This is a genomic window from Epibacterium sp. Ofav1-8, assembly GCF_022348185.1.
Classification (GTDB): Bacteria; Pseudomonadota; Alphaproteobacteria; order Rhodobacterales; family Rhodobacteraceae; genus Epibacterium.
The window spans coordinates 233,269-253,148 of the sequence record NZ_JAKRFD010000007.1 but is presented as its reverse complement, the minus strand read 5'-3'; the positions used below and the strand labels follow the sequence as shown (position 1 = coordinate 253,148).

The 19,880-nt window shown below is 63.9% G+C and carries 22 protein-coding genes and 1 tRNA gene; 19 read left to right on the top strand and 4 right to left on the bottom strand.

The features are described from left to right. Nucleotides 1-2,122: beta strand repeat-containing protein (locus tag MHM97_RS13525; RefSeq protein WP_239322880.1), on the bottom strand; the 2,122-nt coding region annotated here is incomplete at its 3' end. 1,005 nt (nt 2,123-3,127) lie between these two features. Between MHM97_RS13525 and MHM97_RS13520 the strand changes: the two genes are divergently transcribed. From MHM97_RS13520 to MHM97_RS13500, 5 genes are read left to right on the top strand one after another with little or no spacing between them, the layout of a single operon-like run. Next, complete coding sequence (locus MHM97_RS13520) at nt 3,128-3,634, top strand: phage tail protein (RefSeq protein WP_239322879.1); 507 nt, start codon at nt 3,128-3,130, stop codon at nt 3,632-3,634. A 17-nt stretch (nt 3,635-3,651) separates the two neighbouring features. Then, nucleotides 3,652-4,170, top strand: coding sequence for a phage tail protein (locus MHM97_RS13515; protein WP_239322878.1), 519 nt, complete (start codon nt 3,652-3,654; stop codon nt 4,168-4,170). 9 nt (nt 4,171-4,179) lie between these two features. Continuing rightward, nucleotides 4,180-4,707 carry a phage tail protein gene (locus MHM97_RS13510; RefSeq protein ID WP_239322877.1) on the top strand — a complete coding sequence of 176 codons (528 nt, stop codon included), beginning with the start codon at nt 4,180-4,182 and terminating at the stop codon, nt 4,705-4,707. 57 nt (nt 4,708-4,764) lie between these two features. After that, entirely contained in the window at nt 4,765-5,988 is a 1,224-nt protein-coding gene (locus MHM97_RS13505) for a hypothetical protein (protein ID WP_239322876.1), read from the top strand. Next, nucleotides 5,985-6,548: a GNAT family N-acetyltransferase gene (locus tag MHM97_RS13500; protein WP_239322875.1), complete on the top strand. Its 564-nt coding sequence runs from the start codon at nt 5,985-5,987 to the stop codon at nt 6,546-6,548. Before MHM97_RS13505 ends, MHM97_RS13500 begins: the two co-directional genes overlap by 4 nt. On the opposite strand, the gene MHM97_RS13495 is transcribed toward MHM97_RS13500, so the two are convergent. After that, on the bottom strand, nt 6,541-6,834 hold the full coding sequence (locus MHM97_RS13495; protein WP_239322874.1) for a DUF6916 family protein: 294 nt from the start codon (nt 6,832-6,834) through the stop codon (nt 6,541-6,543). The genes MHM97_RS13500 and MHM97_RS13495 overlap by 8 nt on opposite strands. Before the next feature lie 408 nt (nt 6,835-7,242). Here MHM97_RS13495 and MHM97_RS13490 point away from each other — a divergent pair, with 408 nt between their 5' ends. Together MHM97_RS13490 and MHM97_RS13485 are read left to right on the top strand one after the other, a co-directional pair. Further along, nucleotides 7,243-7,449: a cold-shock protein gene (locus MHM97_RS13490; RefSeq protein ID WP_239322873.1), complete on the top strand. Its 207-nt coding sequence runs from the start codon at nt 7,243-7,245 to the stop codon at nt 7,447-7,449. A gap of 25 nt (nt 7,450-7,474) precedes the next feature. After that, nucleotides 7,475-7,723 carry a hypothetical protein gene (locus tag MHM97_RS13485; RefSeq protein WP_239322872.1) on the top strand — a complete coding sequence of 83 codons (249 nt, stop codon included), beginning with the start codon at nt 7,475-7,477 and terminating at the stop codon, nt 7,721-7,723. A 332-nt stretch (nt 7,724-8,055) separates the two neighbouring features. Here MHM97_RS13485 and MHM97_RS13480 read toward each other — a convergent pair. Further along, a tRNA-Ser gene (locus tag MHM97_RS13480) sits at nt 8,056-8,145 on the bottom strand. A 297-nt stretch (nt 8,146-8,442) separates the two neighbouring features. Between MHM97_RS13480 and MHM97_RS13475 the strand changes: the two genes are divergently transcribed. From MHM97_RS13475 to MHM97_RS13440, 8 genes are all read left to right on the top strand, one after another. Next, nucleotides 8,443-9,345, top strand: coding sequence for an SPOR domain-containing protein (locus tag MHM97_RS13475; protein ID WP_239322871.1), 903 nt, complete (start codon nt 8,443-8,445; stop codon nt 9,343-9,345). A gap of 58 nt (nt 9,346-9,403) precedes the next feature. Then, nucleotides 9,404-10,585 carry a D-alanyl-D-alanine carboxypeptidase family protein gene (locus tag MHM97_RS13470; protein ID WP_239322870.1) on the top strand — a complete coding sequence of 394 codons (1,182 nt, stop codon included), beginning with the start codon at nt 9,404-9,406 and terminating at the stop codon, nt 10,583-10,585. Continuing rightward, nucleotides 10,582-11,226, top strand: coding sequence for a dTMP kinase (gene tmk / locus MHM97_RS13465; protein WP_239322869.1), 645 nt, complete (start codon nt 10,582-10,584; stop codon nt 11,224-11,226). Before MHM97_RS13470 ends, tmk begins: the two co-directional genes overlap by 4 nt. Then, on the top strand, nt 11,223-12,344 hold the full coding sequence (locus MHM97_RS13460; protein ID WP_239322868.1) for a DNA polymerase III subunit delta': 1,122 nt from the start codon (nt 11,223-11,225) through the stop codon (nt 12,342-12,344). The genes tmk and MHM97_RS13460 overlap by 4 nt, the downstream gene beginning before the upstream one ends. Before the next feature lie 66 nt (nt 12,345-12,410). Continuing rightward, nucleotides 12,411-13,214 (top strand): TatD family hydrolase, encoded by an 804-nt coding sequence (locus tag MHM97_RS13455; RefSeq protein WP_239322867.1) that lies wholly within the window; start codon nt 12,411-12,413, stop codon nt 13,212-13,214. Then, on the top strand, nt 13,214-14,011 hold the full coding sequence (locus MHM97_RS13450; protein ID WP_239322866.1) for an MBL fold metallo-hydrolase: 798 nt from the start codon (nt 13,214-13,216) through the stop codon (nt 14,009-14,011). The genes MHM97_RS13455 and MHM97_RS13450 overlap by 1 nt, the downstream gene beginning before the upstream one ends. A gap of 38 nt (nt 14,012-14,049) precedes the next feature. Further along, nucleotides 14,050-14,982, top strand: a complete 933-nt coding sequence (locus MHM97_RS13445; protein ID WP_239322865.1) for an AEC family transporter — start codon at nt 14,050-14,052, stop codon at nt 14,980-14,982. Nucleotides 14,983-15,156: 174 nt separating this feature from the next. Continuing rightward, entirely contained in the window at nt 15,157-15,702 is a 546-nt protein-coding gene (locus tag MHM97_RS13440; RefSeq protein WP_239322864.1) for a peroxiredoxin, read from the top strand. Between the two features lie 120 nt (nt 15,703-15,822). On the opposite strand, the gene MHM97_RS13435 is transcribed toward MHM97_RS13440, so the two are convergent. After that, the gene (locus tag MHM97_RS13435; RefSeq protein WP_239322890.1) at nt 15,823-16,431 is read right to left on the bottom strand and encodes a CDP-alcohol phosphatidyltransferase family protein; all 609 of its coding nucleotides are present in this window, start codon (nt 16,429-16,431) and stop codon (nt 15,823-15,825) included. Between the two features lie 155 nt (nt 16,432-16,586). Here MHM97_RS13435 and MHM97_RS13430 point away from each other — a divergent pair, with 155 nt between their 5' ends. From MHM97_RS13430 to MHM97_RS13415, 4 genes are all read left to right on the top strand, one after another. Next, nucleotides 16,587-17,534 carry an aldo/keto reductase gene (locus tag MHM97_RS13430; RefSeq protein WP_239322863.1) on the top strand — a complete coding sequence of 316 codons (948 nt, stop codon included), beginning with the start codon at nt 16,587-16,589 and terminating at the stop codon, nt 17,532-17,534. Beyond that, nucleotides 17,531-18,616 carry an NAD(P)/FAD-dependent oxidoreductase gene (locus MHM97_RS13425; RefSeq protein WP_239322862.1) on the top strand — a complete coding sequence of 362 codons (1,086 nt, stop codon included), beginning with the start codon at nt 17,531-17,533 and terminating at the stop codon, nt 18,614-18,616. Before MHM97_RS13430 ends, MHM97_RS13425 begins: the two co-directional genes overlap by 4 nt. Beyond that, nucleotides 18,616-19,269 carry a DUF938 domain-containing protein gene (locus MHM97_RS13420; RefSeq protein WP_239322861.1) on the top strand — a complete coding sequence of 218 codons (654 nt, stop codon included), beginning with the start codon at nt 18,616-18,618 and terminating at the stop codon, nt 19,267-19,269. The genes MHM97_RS13425 and MHM97_RS13420 overlap by 1 nt, the downstream gene beginning before the upstream one ends. A gap of 168 nt (nt 19,270-19,437) precedes the next feature. Next, a complete protein-coding gene (locus MHM97_RS13415; protein WP_239322860.1) occupies nt 19,438-19,836 on the top strand; it encodes a calcium sensor EFh in 399 nt (132 codons plus the stop codon). Nucleotides 19,837-19,880: the final 44 nt, after the last annotated feature.

Sequence of the window (19,880 nt, the reverse complement as noted above, 5' to 3'; positions counted from 1 at the left end):
TGGTGCCCGGGGCGGAGATACTGTCCACGCTGACGTTGCTCGCCGCTGTACTGCTGGGCGTGCCGCTCAGGGTCAGGGTCGCATTGCCGGTGTTCTCCACCGTGTAGGTCAGCACCTGCTGCACCCCGACCGCCACGCTGCCCTGCGCATCGGTGGCGCCATCCGCCAGCGAGGTCGCCGCCGGGCGTTGCAGGTCGATCTCCGGCGAGGCCACCGTCAGCGACGCGTTGGAGGTGCCGGAATTGCCCAGGCTTGAGGTCAGATCGCCGCTGGTGTTGCTGTAGCTGCCGTCGCTCGCGGCGGTCACATCCGCCTGTACCGTGCAGCTGGCGCCCGCGCTCACCGTGCCGCCGGTGTAGGAGATGGTGCTGCCGCCGCCGCTCGCCGTCAGCGTGCCGCCGGTGCAGGTGGTGGAGCCATTGGGCGTCGCCGCAACCTCCACCCCAGCGGGCAGCGTGTTGGTGAAGTCCAGCGCCGTCGCCGCCGTCGCATTGGCGCTGTTGTCGATGGTGAAGGTCACCGTCGCCGTCCCATCCGCCAGGATCGTCCCCGGCGCGATCGCCTGGCTGAACCCGGGGGCCTGTGTCGCCGTGCCGCTGATCGTCAGGTCATAGGTGCCCTCGTCGGCGTCGTCGCTGTCCACGTCCAGCTCGAAGGAGAACGCCCCCGCCGCCGTTGGCGTATAGGCCACCGTGAAGGTGGTGCTGGCGCTGGCCGCAAGGCTGCTGGTGCCCGGCGCGGAGATGCTGTCCACGCTGACGTTGCTCGCCGCTGTACTGCTGGGCGTGCCGCTCAGGGTCAGGGTCGCATTGCCGGTGTTCTCCACCGTGTAGGTCAGCACCTGCTGCACCCCCACCGCCACGCTGCCCTGCGCATCGGTGGCGCCATCCGCCAGCGAGGTCGCCGCCGGGCGTTGCAGGTCGATCTCCGGCGAGGCCACCGTCAGCGACGCGTTGGAGGTGCCGGAATTGCCCAGGCTCGACGTGAGATCGCCGCTGGTGTTGCTGTAGCTGCCGTCGGTCGCCGCGGTCACATCCGCCTGCACCGTGCAGCTGGCGCCCGCGCTCACCGTGCCGCCGGTGTAGGAGATCGTGCTGCCGCCGCCGCTCGCCGTCAGCGTGCCGCCGGTGCAGGTGGTGGAGCCATTGGGCGTCGCCGCAACCTCCACCCCCGCGGGTAGCGTGTTGGTGAAATCCAGCGCCGTCGCCGCCGTCGCATTGGCGCTGTTGTCGATGGTGAAGGTCACCGTTGCCGTCCCATCCGCCAGGATCGTCCCCGGCGCGATCGCCTGGCTGAACCCGGGGGCCTGCGTCGCCGTGCCGCTCACGGTGAAATTAAAGGGATCTTCGTCCGCGTCGCTGTTGACGAAAGACAGACCGAAGGAGAACGCGCCCGCCGCCGTCGGCGTATACTGCACGTTGAACTGCGTGGTGCCGCCCGCCGCGGCGACGGTTGTGCTCCCGGGCGCGCTGATCGAATTTACGGTGACGTTGCTGGCAGCGGATGAGATCGCCGTGGCGACGGTCAGGTCCGCGGTTCCGGTGTTGGTGATCGTATAGGTGAGCGTCTGCGCGCTGCCCGACGCCACCGTTCCCTGCGCATCACTGCCACCATCCGCAACCGTGTTGGTTGTCGAGGAGGTCAGATCGCTGATCTCAGCTTCGGCATTGATCGTGCCCGAGATGGTGACATTGAACGTGGTTTCATCCGTGCCGTCATCGGCGTCGTTGGTGGTGAAACTGAACGGAACTGTGAACGTCGCACCATCGGTGGTGGAACTGGGTGTGAAGGTGATGCTGATGGCATCGGTTTCCGTGCCACCCGCTGCCACGGAGGCCGTATCGATGGAGGTGGAGCCGAATGACGCATTGGTCGGGGTTCCCGGCGTCAGGCCCGACAGAGTCAATGTTTCCGACCCACTGTTGCTGACGTCATAGGTGATGGTGGTCGGGGTGCCGCTGTTGATCGCCGTTGCAATCGTGTCGGTGCCGCCATCCGCCACGCTATTGCCGGTGGATGAGCTGAGATCGTCGATCTCTGCCGCGCCATCGATCGTGCCTGACCCTCCTCCCGATGCCGTGTAGCTGAAGCTGAAAGCTGTCCCGCCGTGCGAGCCGCTCACTGTACATCCTGCTGCGCAATCGACTCCGTTCAGACTACTGCCATCCGCATCAAGTGTCCCCTGCGGGCTTCCGTTGTTCACCGAGAAGACCAGATCACGCGCATCGCTTGCCCCTTCATTCAGGATGAAGTTCGTGAGGGACCCAGAATTGATTTGGATTTGTATCCAATCTTTAGAGAGAATAGCCGGAAAAGCTGCGTCGTCTTGCAGGGTGCATTCATCGTCTGTGAGGTTCAGGGTAATCGGGTTCGTCGGCACCGTATTCGCCGGACAATCGGTGAAGGATGCCAGCGCGGCCTGTGGCATCAGGCCAAGCGACAGGGCCAGAAACAAGCCAAGCGCGCAGAGCCATTTTGCAATCCGGGGTCTGGCCGTGAGATGACCAGAATCCAAACCTGCCTTGTCGCTGCAACTGACCCCGGGCGTGCCGCCGTGCCTAAACTCAACCATGACCAATCCGTTTTCAAACTGCCAATCGCGCAGGAAGGAAACGCCCGTGCGCGAAACAATTACACCCACCACTAGATTTTGATAAATTTCAAAACAAGTATAATTTACATATCGACGTCTGCGAGCTTCCAATCGATGTCAAATAAACATAACAACTATAGGCACTTATATACATAAAAATACAAGCCAAACAACTGCCACACACGCGGCCTGAGGCTCCGGCGAAGGTGGCGCGTAGCGGGTCAAGAACCGGCGCGGGGCCTCAATCTGATAAATATATCAACTAATTCATGATATTAATACACACCTGTGTTTCAAATCCACCCCTACACCCCGGCGCATCTTGCCGAACGCAACTGCATGCACCGGCTGAACGAGAACGCGACACAAAATCAACCATAGGAATATTTTTATTGTCAAAGTGACGACACTTATGTGAGGTTCGGAGAATCATAGAGGCGCATTTTCAAACTCAACCCATGGGGTAATTTAGGCACACCCACGGGATCTCAATCGGTTTCAACCACACCAGGAACGCGCGCCTTGGGGGAGATTATGTCAGAACCATTTCTCGCTGAGATCCGCATTGTCGGGTTTAATTTTGCGCCCCGGGGCTGGGGCTTCTGCGACGGGCAGATCCTGCCGATCAATCAGAACCAGTCACTCTATTCGCTGCTGGGCACCACCTATGGCGGCGACGGGCGCACGTCCTTTGCGCTGCCCGATTTGCGCGGCCGCACCCCGCTGCACGTCGGTGAGGGGCACAGGCTTGGCGAAAGGAGTGGCGAGGAGACCTCGACGCTGAGCGTCAGTGAAATGCCCGCTCACAAACACAACGCGCGCGCCTCATCCGCGGCAGGGAACTCGCGCACTCCGGCCGGGCACCTCCTTGGCGCTGAGGTTAGCCCGGAGGCCGCCTACCACTCTGCCGATGCGGGGACGCTGGTCGGCCTGCGCTCCATCACAAATGTTGGCGGATCGCAGGCGCATGAAAACATGCAGCCCTACCTCGCGGTCAACTTCTGCATTGCCCTGCAAGGGCTGTTCCCGTCGCGCAACTGATCACGAAAGGACACAGGATGTCGGAACCCTTTGTAGGTGAAATCCGCATGTTTGCGGGCAACTTCGCCCCCCGCGGCTGGGCCTTCTGCGATGGGCAGTTGCTGGCGGTATCGCAGAACGACGCGTTGTTTTCCCTCTATGGCACCATCTACGGCGGCGATGGCCGCACCACATTTGGCCTCCCCGACATGCGGGGGCGATTGCCGGTCCACGCGGGAACCGGCCCGGGGCTCAGCCCCCGCCGCCTGGGCGCGAAGGGCGGCGCTGAAAAGGTCACGCTGACGGTCAATCAATTGCCCAGCCACACACATCCGCTGCAGGCCTCCACTGCGCTTGCAGAGTTGGTCAGCCCGCAGGACAACGTGCTGGCGGCAGGCGCCGGGATTGCCCATTACACGACCTCCGACCCGTTTGCGCAGATGTCGTCGCAGATGGTGACCCACACGGGTGGATCGCGATCCCACACCAACCTGATGCCCTATCTGTGCGTGAATTTCATCGTGGCGCTGTTCGGCATCTACCCGAGCCGACACTAGGAGGCGAAAATGTCTGAACCCTTTATCGCTGAAATCCGGATCTTTGCCGGGAATTTTGCGCCGCGCAGCTGGGCGTTTTGCAATGGTCAGCTTTTGCCGATCGCCCAGAACACCGCCCTGTTTTCGCTGATCGGCACCACCTATGGCGGCGATGGCCGCAGCACAACGGCGCTGCCCAATTTGCAAGGGCGCGCGCCGATGCACCCCGGACGCGGCCCGGGCCTGACCTCCCGCCGCCTTGGGCAGCGCGGGGGCAGTGAACAGGTGACACTCACCGAAGCGCAGCTTCCCAATCACACCCATACGGCCATGGCCAGCACCGAGTTTGCAGATACAAGCGCCCCGAGCTCCTCGACCACGCTTGGCAACACCGGCTTCGACACTCTCTACCAGACCGATACCGACTCCAATCACGTCGACCTGGCTTATGAGGCGATGCCCGAGGCGGGTGGCGGGCAGTCGCACAACAACATGCAGCCCTATCTGACTTTGAATTTCATCATCGCGCTTCAGGGCCTCTATCCGTCACGCAGTTGACCCCTGCCCCAGCGACATCGCCTGTGCCAGACCAGCCTATCGGAAGGACATTTCGACATGTCAGTTGAAGACGCCACCCCCGCAGAATTCGAAGGAAATGTGGTCACGGAACCGAGCTATTTTCGGATCTTTTTTACCGCCCTCACACCGGCGGGCGCGTTGGGCTACAAGGACCAGACGGTCGAAAACGGCGGTTTTGACAGCGGTTTCACGGCTTTGACCAACACCAGCTATCAGCCGGAGCATTTGAACGCTTCGGTCACCCAGGATGGATATGTCTCCGTTCTGGCTGTGGACGCGGCCAGCGGAGACCTGACCTATATCCGAGAAACCCGGAACGAGGACGCCGACAGCCGTTTTGCGCCGCCTCAAACCCTGGGCAAGCCGGACGGGGTGAGCGCCGTTCTTGATACGGTGCTGATCAATGGTCTGACCGGACGCGCGAACGTGTTCCTGTCCAGTGCCGAAGCGGACAATTCCATCTGGTGGAAGTTCCAGAACTCTAACACCGTGGTTGAGAAAACCGTCCAAGTCGTGCCCCCCGGCACCGAGACACCGATCGAGGTGACAGTGCCCGTCGAAGTGCCGCCAGCGCAGATCTGGTCGGACTGGCAACAGCTGCCCGGTGCGCTTGTCAGCCTGACCGCCACCCAGAATGCGGATGGCCGCATTTTTCTGGCCGGTATCAACGCAGATGGGGTGGCCTATCTGAACCTCCAGTCCAGCGACAGGCCATTCCTGCCGGAGGACTGGAGCGGCTGGCAGGACATCTCCAAAGGGCTGACCGGCTTCGAACAGATCGTCTGTGGCCTCGACCATAACGCTCTGGTCCATATATTCGCGCGGATCGGCGACAAGATCTACATGAAGGTGCAACAACAGGTCAGTTCCAGCAGCTTTGGCGGCTGGGTGCTGTTTGCCTCCTTCGGGTCTCCGGTGCATACGATGGATGTGTCCACCTCGCCCCAAGGCGGTCTCTACCTTGTCGCGCAACTGAGCTATGGGGCAAACTGCCCGGTCTATGCAAAATACCAGACCGGGACCGGATCGGATGACTGGTCCAGCCCGGCCGTCATCGGGCATGTCTATCAGAACTGCAACCTGATGCTGCAACCCAACGCGGACACCAGCCTCAGCCTGTTTTCGCTCGACCCGGACACCGGCAAGGCGGCTTATCTGCGTCAACAGTCCCTTGGCCATTGGTCGGCAACATGGACCGAGCTGGGGGCGGGCTATGCCGCGATCGCGACCACACAAGACATCACGCCCAACCCCTCATGATCCCTGCGTCCGTCCTCTCCGCAAAGTTCGAGGTACGACCGCAGTCGACCGCCCCCCTGCCAGTGCCGGACCGTGCAGCGGCTCTGGGGGTGGGGTATCGATGGATCAGGCCCGAGGACCACGAATTCCTCGCGGCGCTCTATCGAAGCACACGTGAAGCCGAGCTGGATCGCACCCCCTGGGACGAGGCGGAGAAACAGGCATTCATCGCGATGCAGTTCGAGGCGCAGCATGCTCATTACCAGGCGCATTATCCGCAGGCGCTGTGGCTGGTGGTTCTAAGCGGCAAGACCCCCGTCGGGCGCCTCTATCTGGAACGGTGGGACAGCGAACACCGCATTATCGACATTGCGCTCATACCCGAGGCGCGGGGCCTGGGCCTCGGACGTGCGATCCTGCTGGACCTTCAGGACGAGGCCCAGGCTGCGGCAAAACCGGTGAGCATCCATGTGGAAAAGGCCAACCCGGCGCAAACGCTCTACCGTCGCCTTGGATTTCGCACGCAAGAGGACAAGGGCGTCTACGATCTGATGCGCTGGGATCCCCCGCCGATCAGGTAAAGATCGCCTCATACTGAATGCCCGCGTCCTTTTCGGCGACCGGCACCAGGAAAAGCTCCTGCTCGCCGAACTCCTGCTCAAACAGACGATAGACCGATTGTTCCAGCACGGGCGATTTTGGCCCCTGCCACAGGGTGGAGAACGCCCCGCCCTCGCGCTCTCCCGCGCCCAGGGGCTTTACCTCGATCAGCGACAGCTGCACCTCATCCGCAACCGACCGCACGTCGAACACCCGGTTGAGGAACGCTTCGAAATCACCGGAGGTGAGCGATTGCAGAGTGGCCATGTGATCTCCTTGAGCGTGGGGTTAGGTCCCGCACCCATGGTGCGCAACTTATGCGACGCTAACCGAACACCCCCACAACCGTAAAGCCCGTTTCCCATGCCAGACCGCTGTGACCCGCAGCCACGCCAATTGCCGACCGCGAACATCTCGGCACGTTGCTGAAGCCAAGGCAACAAAGGGTGATCCGGGCAGTTCGGCACCTGTGCGGAGTTGGTCGAGGGTGGCCACCGCAGCCCCTTTTGCAAAAGAATCCTTGCATTGATGCGGCAGAGCGCCCATCTGTGACGGGCTAACGTTTCTTCTCTTCGAATTTCTGCTTCCGCCCAAACGGTATCAGTCGATCGACTTGGATCAACTTTTGCCGACCTGTCGCAATCCCGCGGACAGACTTTTTAGGAGATTACGGATATGGCCAATGGCACCGTGAAATGGTTCAACTCTACCAAAGGCTTCGGCTTCATTCAGCCCGAAGATGGCACCCAGGACGTGTTCCTGCATATTTCTGCAGTTGAACGCGCCGGCATCAACCGCATCGACGATGGCCAAAAGGTCACCTACGACCTCGAAAGCGGTCGCGACGGGCGCACCTCTGCCGGAAACCTGGCACTCGCATGATTGCCTTTGCCGGGGACACGGACAGATGACCGAGACCCCGGCAAACAAGGACGCCCCGGATATCTTTGCATCTCTCTCGGTGTCCGCTGCAAAATCAAAATCTTCGGAGTCTTTGTCAGCGGCTGATCGGACAACACTTGTCGTCAAACACCTGCGCGACGAGGAAGCCAAGGCCAACGTTGAAAAGACCGCACGTCTGAGAGCGTTTCGCAAAAAGACGGATCCGAGATCGAGGGAGCGACCTGCTCCCTCGATACCCGATTACACCTTGTGAACGCACGCAGGGTGCAATTCTTTTTTCAAGTGATTGCGTTGGATGAGTTCGCCGTCGACAGGTGAGTGTCGCGCATCTCTAATGCAGGCCCCGCGGCCCGGATCGCCGCCCCCCCTCCCTGCAAGACCTCTCCGGCAGAAATTCTGATGCGCGACAGTGCCCCTGAACAGTGCGCCCAGCCGTGCCTTGCGCCCCGTTGCAATGCCTCCAATCGATCAGACCCTGCGGGAACGAAAACGGGGCAGAACGTGAAAGTGTGAAACTTTGTGGAGAACCGCCAAAGCATGGCCATTCCCGAGGTTCGCATGCAGCTCTGTAACCCATTGATTTAATGGCGGGGAGACAGGGATTCGAACCCTGGGAACGCTCTCACGTTCAACGGTTTTCAAGACCGCCGCATTCGACCACTCTGCCACCTCCCCGGTCACAGATCGAACTGCGGAGCGGTTTAGGATGCCGATGGCGCAGTGGCAAGGAGAAATCCGCAAGACGCGCCGCATTGCCACCAACATCACAAACACGCAATCTGTCGCCCATTGCCCCGCTCAGGCGGAAAGGCAGGGTTTCCATACCAAATCACAGCGTTTATGGTTTGCTCAAAGGCGCGGAAGACCGGAAAACCGGCACAGCCCGAACCGATGCCGCGGCAGCGGTTCTTTGGGCGCAAGCGCTGAGGCGAACACGGATACAGGCGGACCATGAGCAGGCAGGACAGGCGCATGAGCGATAGAAACTTGAAACGAGCAGCCCCGCGCAAGCCCGCCAGGGCGGGGTTGGCCCTGGCCTTGGTCAGCACATTGGCGTTGACCGCCTGCGAAGAGGGGGCGAACCTTTCGTTCCTCCAGCCCAAGGGCGAGGACACCCAGGGCCTGGCCAGCAATTCCACCAAACTCGTGGAACGGGATGTCGAAGCCCCGGATGTCTTTCAGGTCACCGAAGCGGGCCTCTGGGACGGGCGCCCCTCGATCGGCGGAGTCTGGGTCGCGCATCCGGATGTCAACGAACCCGAACGCGTCATCATTCGCAACAACGCCAACGGCAAATTCGTGATCGGCGCGCTGTTCCGCCGCGAACGCGCCCTGCCCGGGCCGCGCTTGCAGGTGTCCTCCGATGCGGCCTCGGCGCTGTCGATGCTGGCGGGCGCGCCGGTGGAACTGAATGTCACGGCCCTGCGGCGCGAGGCGGTTGAGGAAACCCCGCCGGAGACCGCGGTGCCGGAGATCGAAGGCCTCGAGGATGACGCGGCACCGGTCGCGGCGAGCGCGGAGGTCGAAACCCAGGCGCTCGATCCCATCGCAGGCGGCGCAGCAGCGGCGATCGAGGCCACCGCACCGGCGGCTACACCGGCCCCAGCCCCATCGCAGCCCGCTGCGCCGCAACGCTCCGCGCTGGCAAAACCCTATATCCAGATCGGCATCTTCAGCGTCGAGGCCAATGCCAAACGCACCGCCGACCAGATGCGCAATGCCGGCATCATTCCCACGGTCTATGAGCAATCCTCCAACGGCAAACCCTTCTGGCGTGTTGTCGTCGGCCCGGCCCAGTCCAAGGGCGAGCGGTCGCAATTGCTCAAGGCCGTGAAGGACGCGGGCTTTGGCGATGCCTATGCGGTGACCAACTGACCCGGGCCCGCGCCCGGATCAGCGATATGAGACAAGCGACGAAGGGAGACCCTTCCCCATGACCATCCGCTTTACCCCCGTTCTCCGCCTCGGCGCCCTGGCCGGCCTGTGGCTGGCGGCTGCCGCCCCCGCCGCGCTTGCCTTTGACACCAAGGCGCGGGCCGCCTTTGTGGTGGATCAGGGCACCAACACGGTCCTGCTGGACAAGAACGCCAACGCGCCGCTGCCGCCGGCCTCGATGTCGAAGCTGATGACGCTCTATGTTGCCTTTGAGGCGGTGCGCGACGGACGCCTCACGATGGACGAGCGGCTGCCGGTCAGCGAACACGCCATGAGCTACAAGGGCTCCACCATGTTCCTGGACACCACCGACCGGGTGCGGGTCGAAGATCTGCTGCGCGGCATCATCGTGCTGTCGGGCAATGACGCCTGCGCGGTGATCGCCGAGGCGCTCAGCCCCGATGGCACAGAGGCCGGTTTTGCCCGCTACATGACCCGGCGCGCCCGCGAGATGGGCATGACCGACAGCACCTTCACCAACTCCAACGGCTGGCCCGACCCCAGCCACCGGATGTCGGTGCGCGACCTGGCGATCCTGGCCGAACATCTGATCGAGGACTTCCCCGAATTCTACCCGATGTTTGCCGAACAGGAATTCGAGTTCGACGGCCGTGCCCCGTCCAATACCCGCAACAGGAACCCGCTCTTGCAACTCGACATCGGTGCCGATGGTCTCAAGACCGGGCACACCGAAGAAGCCGGGTACGGGCTGGTCGGATCCGCCAAGCAGGGTGACCGGCGGGTGATCTTTGTCATCTCCGGCATGGACAGCACGCTCGACCGTGCCGAAGAGAGCGAGGCGATCGTCAACTGGTCCTTTCGCCAGTTCACCAAAAAGACCATAGCCCGCGAGGGTCTGGCCGTGGAACAGGCCGAGGTCTGGATGGGCGCCAGCCCCACCGTCGGACTGGTGCCGCCGGAGGATCTGCAAATCCTGCTGCCGGCGCTTTCCGATGATGCGGTCAAGGCGGAAGTGGTCTATACCGGCCCCGTCACCGCGCCGATCCAGGCCGGTCAGCAGCTTGCCGAGCTGGTTGTGCAGCCCGAGGACCTGCCCGAAATGCGCCTGCCGCTGGTGGCGCAGAGCGACGTGGGCACCGGTGGCTTTCCGGTCAAGGTGATGACGGCGGCACGGGTCCTGGTGAAGCGCTTTCTGAACGGTCCCGAGGACGCATTGTGAACGACAGCCAAGGCCGCGGCCTGTTTCTGACCTTCGAGGGCATCGACGGGTCGGGCAAATCCACTCAATGCCGCCTGCTGGCGGACCATCTTCGCGGCCTTGGCCGGGAGGTGGTTCTGACACGCGAACCCGGTGGCTCGCCCGGGGCGGAGGAAATCCGTCGGCTGGTGCTCGAAGGGGACCCGGACCGCTGGTCGGCGGAAACCGAGATCCTGCTGTTCACCGCCGCGCGCCGCGATCACCTGGAGCGCACCATCCGCCCGGCGCTGGCAGCGGGCAAGGTGGTGATCTGCGACCGGTTCGCCGACAGCACCCGCATGTATCAGGGGCTTTCGCGCGGCGACCTGCGCGCCACCGTCGACAGCCTGCATGCGCTGATGATCGGGCGCGAACCGGATCTGACCCTGCTGATCGACATGGACCCGGCGACTGGACTGGCGCGGGCCAAAGGACGTCAGGGGGCGGAGGAACGGTTCGAGGATTTTGGTCTCGACCTTCAGAAAAAGATGCGCACGGGCTTTCTGTCGCTTGCCGAGGAATTTGCGGATCGGTTCCGCATCGTCGATGGCGCGCAGGATGTGGACAGCGTCGCCGCCGATGTGGCGCGCATCGTGACCGAGGCGCTGGACGCAGCCAAATGAGCGATACCGACGACCTCCCGCGGGCCGATCAGGCCGAGGGTGCGCCACATCCGCGTGAAACCGCCCGGCTGTTTGGTCATGGCCAGGCAGAAGCGGATTTCCTGCGCGCCTTTTCTTCGGAGCGGCTGCATCATGCCTGGCTCATCATGGGGCCGCGCGGGGTGGGCAAGGCGACGCTGGCCTGGCGCATCGCCCGGTTCCTGCTGGCGACCCCGACACAAGAGGACGACGGGTTGTTCGGCGCGCCACCGCCGCCCACCAGCCTCGATATCGACCCGGATCACCCGGTCAGCCACCGCATCCAGGCCCTGGCGGAGCCGGGCATGGCCGCCATCACCCGCAGCTACAACGACAAGGGCCGCCTCAGGGACCAGATCGTGGTCGATGACATCCGGGTGCTGAACAAGTTCTTCGGGTTGTCTTCTGCCGAGGGCGGGCGCCGCTTGGTCATTGTCGACAGCGCCGACGAGATGAACGTCAATGCGGCCAACGCCCTGTTGAAAATGCTCGAAGAACCGCCAGCGCGCACCACATTGCTGCTGATCTCGCATCAGCCGTCGCGGCTGTTGCCGACGATCCGCTCGCGCTGCCGGACCTTGCGGCTTGGGCCGCTGGCCGCCGAGGACATGCAAGCCGCGCTGGAACAGGCCGGGGCCGAGCTGCCCGCCGATTCGACCCATCTTGCCGCCCTCGCCGCGGGCTCCGTCGGGGCCGCGATGCGGCTGTTGTCGCTCGACGGGCTGAAACTCTATGCCGAGGTCCTGAAAATCGCAGACAGCCTGCCCCGGCTTGACCGGCAGGGCGCGATGGCGCTGGCCGAACGCGCCGCCGCCCGCAACGCAGGCGAACGGTTCGAACTAATGCTGGGGCTGATCGACCTGCTGCTGGTGCGGCTGGCGCGCACCGGCGCCACCGGCCAGCCGCCCCTGCCCGAGGCAGCCCCGAACGAAGGCGCGATCCTGTCGCGCCTGTCGCCGGATCCCCACAGGGCGCGGGCCTGGGCCGACCTGGCCGCCCGCGTGACCGACCGCACCCGCCACGGGCAGGCGGTGAACCTTGACCCTGCGGCGCTGGTCCTAGATACGGTGTTCAAGATGCAGGAAACCGCCGCGCGCTGACCGGCCCGACAGCCCCGGCGCGCATAAGGGCGCAACCGCGACAGTTTGACCGCGACAGAGGCAACCATGACGACCCCGCAGATCACCGACAGCCACTGCCACCTCGATTTCCCGGATTTCGACGGCGAATTGCCCGAGGTCCTCGCCCGCGCGGCAGAGGCCGGCGTGACCCGGATGGTGACCATCTGCACCCGGCTGAAGAACGAACCCGCCGTGCGCGCTCTGGCCGAGGCACATGCGCCGGTGTTCTATGCCGCCGGCACCCACCCGATGAGCGCCGCCGAAGAACCATTGGCCACGGTGGAGGAACTGGTGTCCCTGGCGCAGCACCCCAAGTTCGTCGGCATCGGCGAGACCGGTCTGGACTATCACTACACCGGCGACAGCGCCGAGGTGCAAATACAGAGCCTGCGCATTCACATCGAGGCCGCGCAGGAGACCGGCCTGCCGCTGATCATCCACGCCCGCGCCGCCGATGACGACATGGCGCGTATCCTGCGCGAGACCCATGCGCAGAAAGCGTTTTCCTGCGTGATGCATTGCTTCTCCTCCTCTGCCGAGCTGGGCCGTGCGGCGCTGGATCTGGGGTTCTACCTTTCGATGTCCGGCATTGCCGCCTTCCCCAAGAGCCAGGAGCTGCGCGACATCTTCGCCGCGGCCCCAGTCGACCGCATCCTGGTGGAAACCGACAGCCCCTACCTTGCGCCGCCGCCCTATCGCGGCAAGCGCAACGAGCCCGCCTATACCGCCCATACCGCCAAGGTCGGCGCCGAGGTCTTTGGCCTCGACTACGGCGACTTCGCCGCCCGCACGCAGGAGAATTTCGACCGCCTGTTCTGGAAAGCCGCTGCCTATGAGGCCGCCGCCTGATGCCGGAACTGCGCTTCACGATCCTCGGCTGCGGGTCTTCCGGTGGCGTGCCGCGTCTGGGCGGCCACTGGGGCGACTGCGACCCCGACAACCCCAAGAACACCCGCCGCCGTTGCTCCATGCTGGTGGAGCGTGACGGGCCGGACGGCACAACCACGGTGCTGATCGACACCAGCCCGGACATGCGCGGCCAGCTCCTCGATGCGGGCGTCGGGCGTCTGGATGCGGTGGTCTATACCCATGCCCATGCGGATCATGTGCATGGGCTCGATGATCTGCGCATGATCGTCTTCAACATGCGCGAGCGCATCCCGGTCTATGCCGATGCACCCACCCGGACGGATCTGATGGACCGGTTCGGCTATGCCTTCATCCAGCCCGACGGGTCGAGCTACCCGCCGATCCTGGAGATGCGCGACATCGACGGCGCGTTTGAAATCTCCGGTGCCGGGGGGCCGATCCCGTTCCTGCCGTTTCTGGTCAATCACGGCGGCATCGACGCGCTTGGGTTCCGTATCGGCGATCTGGCCTATCTGCCGGATGTCGCCCGTATCCCCGAACCCGTGGTGCCACTGCTCGAAGGGCTCGATTGCTGGGTTCTGGATGCGCTGCGCCGCAGCCCGCATCCAACGCATTTCTCCTATCAGGACGCGCTGGCCTGGATCGACCGCATGCAGCCCGCCCGCGCGGTGCTGACCAATATGCATATCGACATGGACTATGACACCGTCGAGGCCGAAACGCCGGACCATATCACCCCCGCTTTCGACGGCATGGTCATTCATTCGGATTATTGATCTAAACGCCTTCAGACCTCGCGCCAGGACGACCCACAATGATTTTCAACCTCATCAATGTCGTCCTGCCGGTCTTTGTCGTTGTCGGGGTCGGCTACGGGCTCACCCTGCGCGGCGTGTTCCAGCAATCCCAGATCGACGGGCTGATGAAATTCGCCCAAGGGGTCGCCATTCCCTTTCTGCTGTTTCGCGCCATGGCGGGCATCGACCTCGGGTCCGGCTTTGACCCACGCCTGCTGGTGTCGTTCTACACCGGGGCGGGCACCTGTTTCTTTGCCGGTCTCCTGGGCGCGCGCGTCCTCTTCAAACGTGAATGGGAGGACTGCGTCGCCATCGGCTTCTGCTGCCTGTTCTCCAACTCGGTTCTGCTGGGGCTGCCGATCACCGAACGCGCCTTTGGTCCGGATGCGCTGGTCGGCAATTACGCCATCATCGCCTTCCACTCGCCGTTTTGCTATGCGCTGGGCATCACCGCGATGGAGATCATCCGAAATCGCGGCCAGGGCGGTGTGCGCACCGTCACCTCGGTGCTCAATGCGATCTTCCACAACAACCTGATCCTCGCGATCCTCGCCGGATTTGCGTTCAATCTGGCCGGCATCACCCTGTGGGAGCCGGTGGACGATGCGCTGGCATTGGTGGCCTCTGCCGGCCTGCCCACGGCGCTGTTTGCGCTTGGCGGCATCATGGTGCAATACCGCCCCGAAGGCGATCTGCGCACCATCGCCATGGTCTGCGGCATTTCACTGCTGCTGCACCCGGCGATCGTCTTTGGCCTCGGCTCGGCGCTGGATGTGCGCCAGGACCTGTTCCGCTCCGGCGTGTTGAACGCGGCCATGGCGCCGGGGATCAACGGCTACATCTTTGCCAATATGTACGGTCGCGCCAAACGAGTCGCAGCATCCTCGGTGCTGATCGCCACCGCCTCCTGCGTGGTGACAGTGCTGCTGTGGCTGACCCTGCTCAGCTGACCGCTGCGGCAAATCGACAGCACAGCGACCGTAAAACGGTCACAAAAGCAGCAAATGCGGCGTCGCGGCATTGGGGATTGAATCACTTCCGTGAACTTCTGCCCTGCCCCCTTGAACCCTCGCCCAGATCGGGTAAGACACGGGCCGCAATCCACACAGTTTCAAGGATCTCCCATGTTTGCTGGACAAAAACTTCCCCAGGTGACCTTCCGCACCCGTGTACGCGACGACAGCATCGAGGGCCCCAACCCGTTCCGCTGGCAGGACATGACCACTGCGGATTACTTCGCGGGCAAGCGCGTGATCCTGTTCTCGCTGCCGGGGGCCTTCACCCCCACCTGCTCCACCTACCAGCTGCCCGGTTTCGAAGACGGTTTTGCCGATTTCCAGGCCGAGGGCATCGATGACATCTACTGCATGTCCGTCAACGACAGCTTCGTGATGAACAAATGGGCCGAAGCCCAGGGCATCAAGAACGTCAAAGTGATCCCCGATGGGTCCGGCGAGTTCACCCGCAAGGTCGGCATGCTGGTGGCCAAGGACAACCTCGGCTTTGGCATGCGCTCCTGGCGCTACGCGGCGATCGTCAACGACGGCGTGGTCGAAGCCTACTTCGAAGAGCCGGGCCGTGACGACAACCACGCCGAGGACCCCTATGGCGAGTCCTCCCCCGAGAACCTGCTGAAGTACCTGAAAACCAAGGTCACCGAAGCCGCCTGATCCCATCCCCCCCCCTCGGGGGATTGTCAGCATTATCACGCCCCGCAAGGATGTCTTGCGGGGCGTTTCATTTGCCGGAACCGTTCGGGAAACGCCCCGTTGCGCCGCCGGTGCGGCGTTTCAGTCCCGGAACACCCGGGCGGCCAGGGCAACCCGCGACACCGCGGTGACAAAGCACAGCACCGCAAAGACATAGGCCAGCGGGACAAACGCCCCCGGCAGGCAGCACAGAAGCACAAAGAACCCGATCGTTTCAGCGCCTTCGAGCAACCCGCCGGTGAAATACAGCGTCTTTATCCCGCGCGCCTCGGTGTGCATCTCGCGTTTTTCCGCCAGCACCGCATAGCCGAGGAAACTCGCACCGTTCACATAGAAACTGCAGATGAGCACGGCCCCCGCCAGACCGTTGACGTCAGGTGCCAGGGCGACAAAGGCAAGCGGCACCGCACCGTAGAACGTGAAATCACAGACGATATCGAGATAGCCGCCGAAATCGCTGGGTTTCCCAGCCCGCGCGACCGCGCCATCCAGACCGTCGGCCAGCCGCGACGCCAGCAGCGGCAGCAGCGCCCAGCCGGTTGCGCCGCAGGCGATCAGCAGCGCCGACAGCAGCCCCAGCGCCAGCCCCAGCAGGGTGATCTGGTTGGCGGTCACACCACGCGCCGCCAGGCGTGCACCCTGGGTGTTCAGCATCGGATCAATGAGCGGGCGTATCTTGGCATCAAACATGGGTGTCATGTAGCCGCATTGCCCTGAAACATCCATTCACGTTGCTGCTGACATATCGTGACCGCGCGCCGGGGCCCTGCCCCCCTCAATCTCGCCTGAATCTCACCTGTATCTCGGCGTTGCCCTTGCTGTCCGCGCATGTCAGTCTTTGCCACATGACACAGATCAGCCGCCCCCCGCTCACCACCATTTCAGGTCAGGACATTGGCCGTTTTTCCTTTGGTTGCATGCAGTTCGGAGGACGTGCCGATGCAAGGGCCTCGACAGAGATGTTCACCGCCTGCCGGGCCGCGGGGCTGCGCCATTTTGATACCGCCTGGGTCTATACCGAGGGCGCCAGCGAAGAGCTGCTCGGCACGCTGATCGCGCCCGAGCGCGAACACCTCTATATCGCAACCAAGGTCGGCTACACCGGTGGGGCCAGCGCGGCCAATATGCGGGCGCAATTCGACACCTGCCGCCAGCGGCTCGGTCTTGATAGCGTGGACCTGCTGTATCTGCACCGCTTTGACCCGGAAACGCCGCTGGAGGACACGCTGACCTGTTTTGCCGAGCTGAAACAGCGCGGATTGATCCGGCACGTGGGCCTGTCCAACTTTGCCGCCTGGCAGGTGATGAAGGCCGTGGCGCTGGCGGCGCGCCTTGGCCTGCAAATCGACGTGCTGCAACCGATGTATTCGCTGGTCAAACGTCAGGCGGAGGTGGAACTGCTGCCGATGTGCATGGATCAGAACATTCTGCCCGTGCCCTACTCGCCGCTGGGTGGCGGGCTGCTGACCGGGAAATACGCCCGGGGTGGCTCCGGTCGGCTGAGCGAGGACGCCCGCTATGCCGCGCGCTACGGGCAGGACTGGATGCATCAGACCGCGCGCGAGTTGCTGGACACCGCCGCAGAGCTGGGCACTGATCCCGCAACCCTGGCCGTGGCCTGGGCCGCCGCGCATCCCGCGCACCCGACACCCATCCTGTCGGCGCGCTCTGCCGAACAGCTCGCCCCGTCGCTGGCGGCAACCCAATTCGACATGTCGCCGGAACTCTATGATCGCCTCTCGGCCCTCAGCCCACGCCCCGCGCCCGCAACAGACCGGTTGGAGGAAGCATGATCGACTTTCTTGTCATCGGCGGCGGCGTGGCCGGGATTGCTGCGGCGGCGCATCTGGCGGAACTGGGCAGCACCCTCTTGCTGGAGCGCGAGGATGTGCTGGGCTTTCATGCCTCGGGCCGCTCCGCCGCGATGTTCGAAGAGGACTACGGCCCCGCCCCGATCAAGGCGCTGTCGCAGGCCAGCCGCGCGTTTTTCGAAACCCCGGGCGACGGGCGCGACAGCTACCTCAGCCCGCGCGGGTTGATGCTGGTGGCCCGCGAAGATCAGCGCGCCGGATTTGAGGCGGACCTGGCCGAGCTGGATCTGTCCGAAATACCGGCGGCGGAGGCCCTGGCCCGTGTTCCGATCCTGAACCCGGACAAGGTGGCCTTTGCCGCCGCCCATGCCACCGCCACCGACATCGACACCGATCGGCTGATGGGAGACTGGACCAAGCTCTTGCGCCAACGCGGTGGCGACACCCGCACCCGGCAGGAGGTCACCGCGATCACCCGGCACGGCGCGGGCTGGTTGGTGGAAACCCGCAGCGACAGCTTTGAGGCACGGCAGATCGTCAATGCCGCCGGGGCCTGGGCCGATGTGATCGCCGAGATGGCCGGGGTCCGGCCCGTGGGTATCCAGCCCAGACGCCGCTCGATGGCGCAGCTGCCCGCGCCCGGCGGACATGATGTCAGCGGTTGGCCGATGCTGATGGGCGTGCACGAAGCCTGGTATGCCAAGCCCCAGGCCGGCAAGCTGCTGGTCTCCCCCGCCGACGCCGATCCGGTGCCGCCACAGGATGCCTGGGCGGATGACATGGTGCTGGCCGAGGGGCTGGCCCGCTACGAGGAAATGGTCACCACCCCGGTCACCCGGCTCGAGGCCAGCTGGGCCGGGCTGCGCAGCTTCGCCCCCGACGGGGTGCCGGTCTTTGGCCAAGATCCGCGGCAGCCTGGCTTCTGGTGGTATGCCGGCCAGGGTGGCTACGGGTTCCAGAGCGCCCCGGCCTCGGCCCGACTGCTGCGCGATCTGGTGGCGGGCCGTGACCCGGAAATCGACCGCGACCTGATCGCCGCGCTTAGCCCGGAAAGGTTCGCCTGATGCCGTTTCGGTCCGTGCCCGGGCAGGCCTCGGTGGCCGAGGCAACCGACGGCGGCAAGCTCTTTGCCCCCGCTGCTGCCCGCAATCTTGCTCCGCTGCTGGAGGTGGTGGAGAAGCAGGCCCCCGCCCGGGGCCGCGCCTTGGAAATTGCCAGCGGCACCGGCCAGCATGTGGTGGGCTATGCCCGCGCCCTGCCCGGCCTTGACTGGCAGCCCAGCGATATAGATCCCGGTCGGCGCGCCAGCATTGACGCCCATGTAGCAGAGGCCGGGCTGACGAATGTGGCAACCGCCGCCGCACTGGATGCCACCTCACCCGGCTGGGGGGCCTTGATCGGCCCCTTCGATCTGATCGTGCTGGCCAACCTCCTGCACCTGATCAGCGCGGATGAGGTCCGCACGGTGCTGACCGAGGCGGCGATGGCACTGTCGCGCACCGGTCGCATGGTGATCTACGGCCCCTTCGCCCGCGACGGGCAGCTGGTCAGCGAGGGAGACCGCAGTTTTCACGCAGCACTTACCGCCCATGACCCGGACATCGGCTACAAAGACGTCGCACAGGTTGCGAAATGGGCCGCAGAGACGGGCCTGACCCTCGCCGCACCGGTGGAGATGCCCGCCAACAACCTCTGCTTGATCCTGTCCCGCACATAAGATGTGCAGAAACTTGACGTTTTTGTAACAGTCGCCCCTCAAAACCCGGCATCGGCGCGCCTATTTCTGCTGTACAAAAAAGAAGCAGAGTCCTTGTCCATGGTGCAGTTTTCACGCCCCGGCGCCGCCGTTCCTCCCCGCAAAAAGACTGTCCATGGCTTGGTGCCGATGCTGACAGCCCTCCTGCTGACCAGCGCCGCCGCCCAGGCGCAGTCCAGCTTCCTGCACAGTCTTGATTTTGATGGCGACGGGGTGGTCACGGTGGAGGAAGCCATCGCCTCGCGCAATCTGCAATTTCCCAACGTCGATCTGGACGGGGATGGCCAGCTCAGCGCGGAGGAGTTTGACCATCTGCTGCTGGAGGCCCGCGACCGCTATGCCAGCCTTGGTCAGGCCTATACCGCCAAGAACGCCAGCCCGGGACGGATTGATGCCTTCACCTTTTCCGACAGCGATGCGGATGGCTACATCTCGCGACAGGAATACTATCGCAGCTCCGCCCGCTTTGCCCGCAGCCTCGACCGCGATGGCGACGGCATCATCAGTCGCGAGGACCTGACGCGCTGACAGGCCACCAAGCCGGGGCCCGCACGGACAACCGGCGTGGCCAC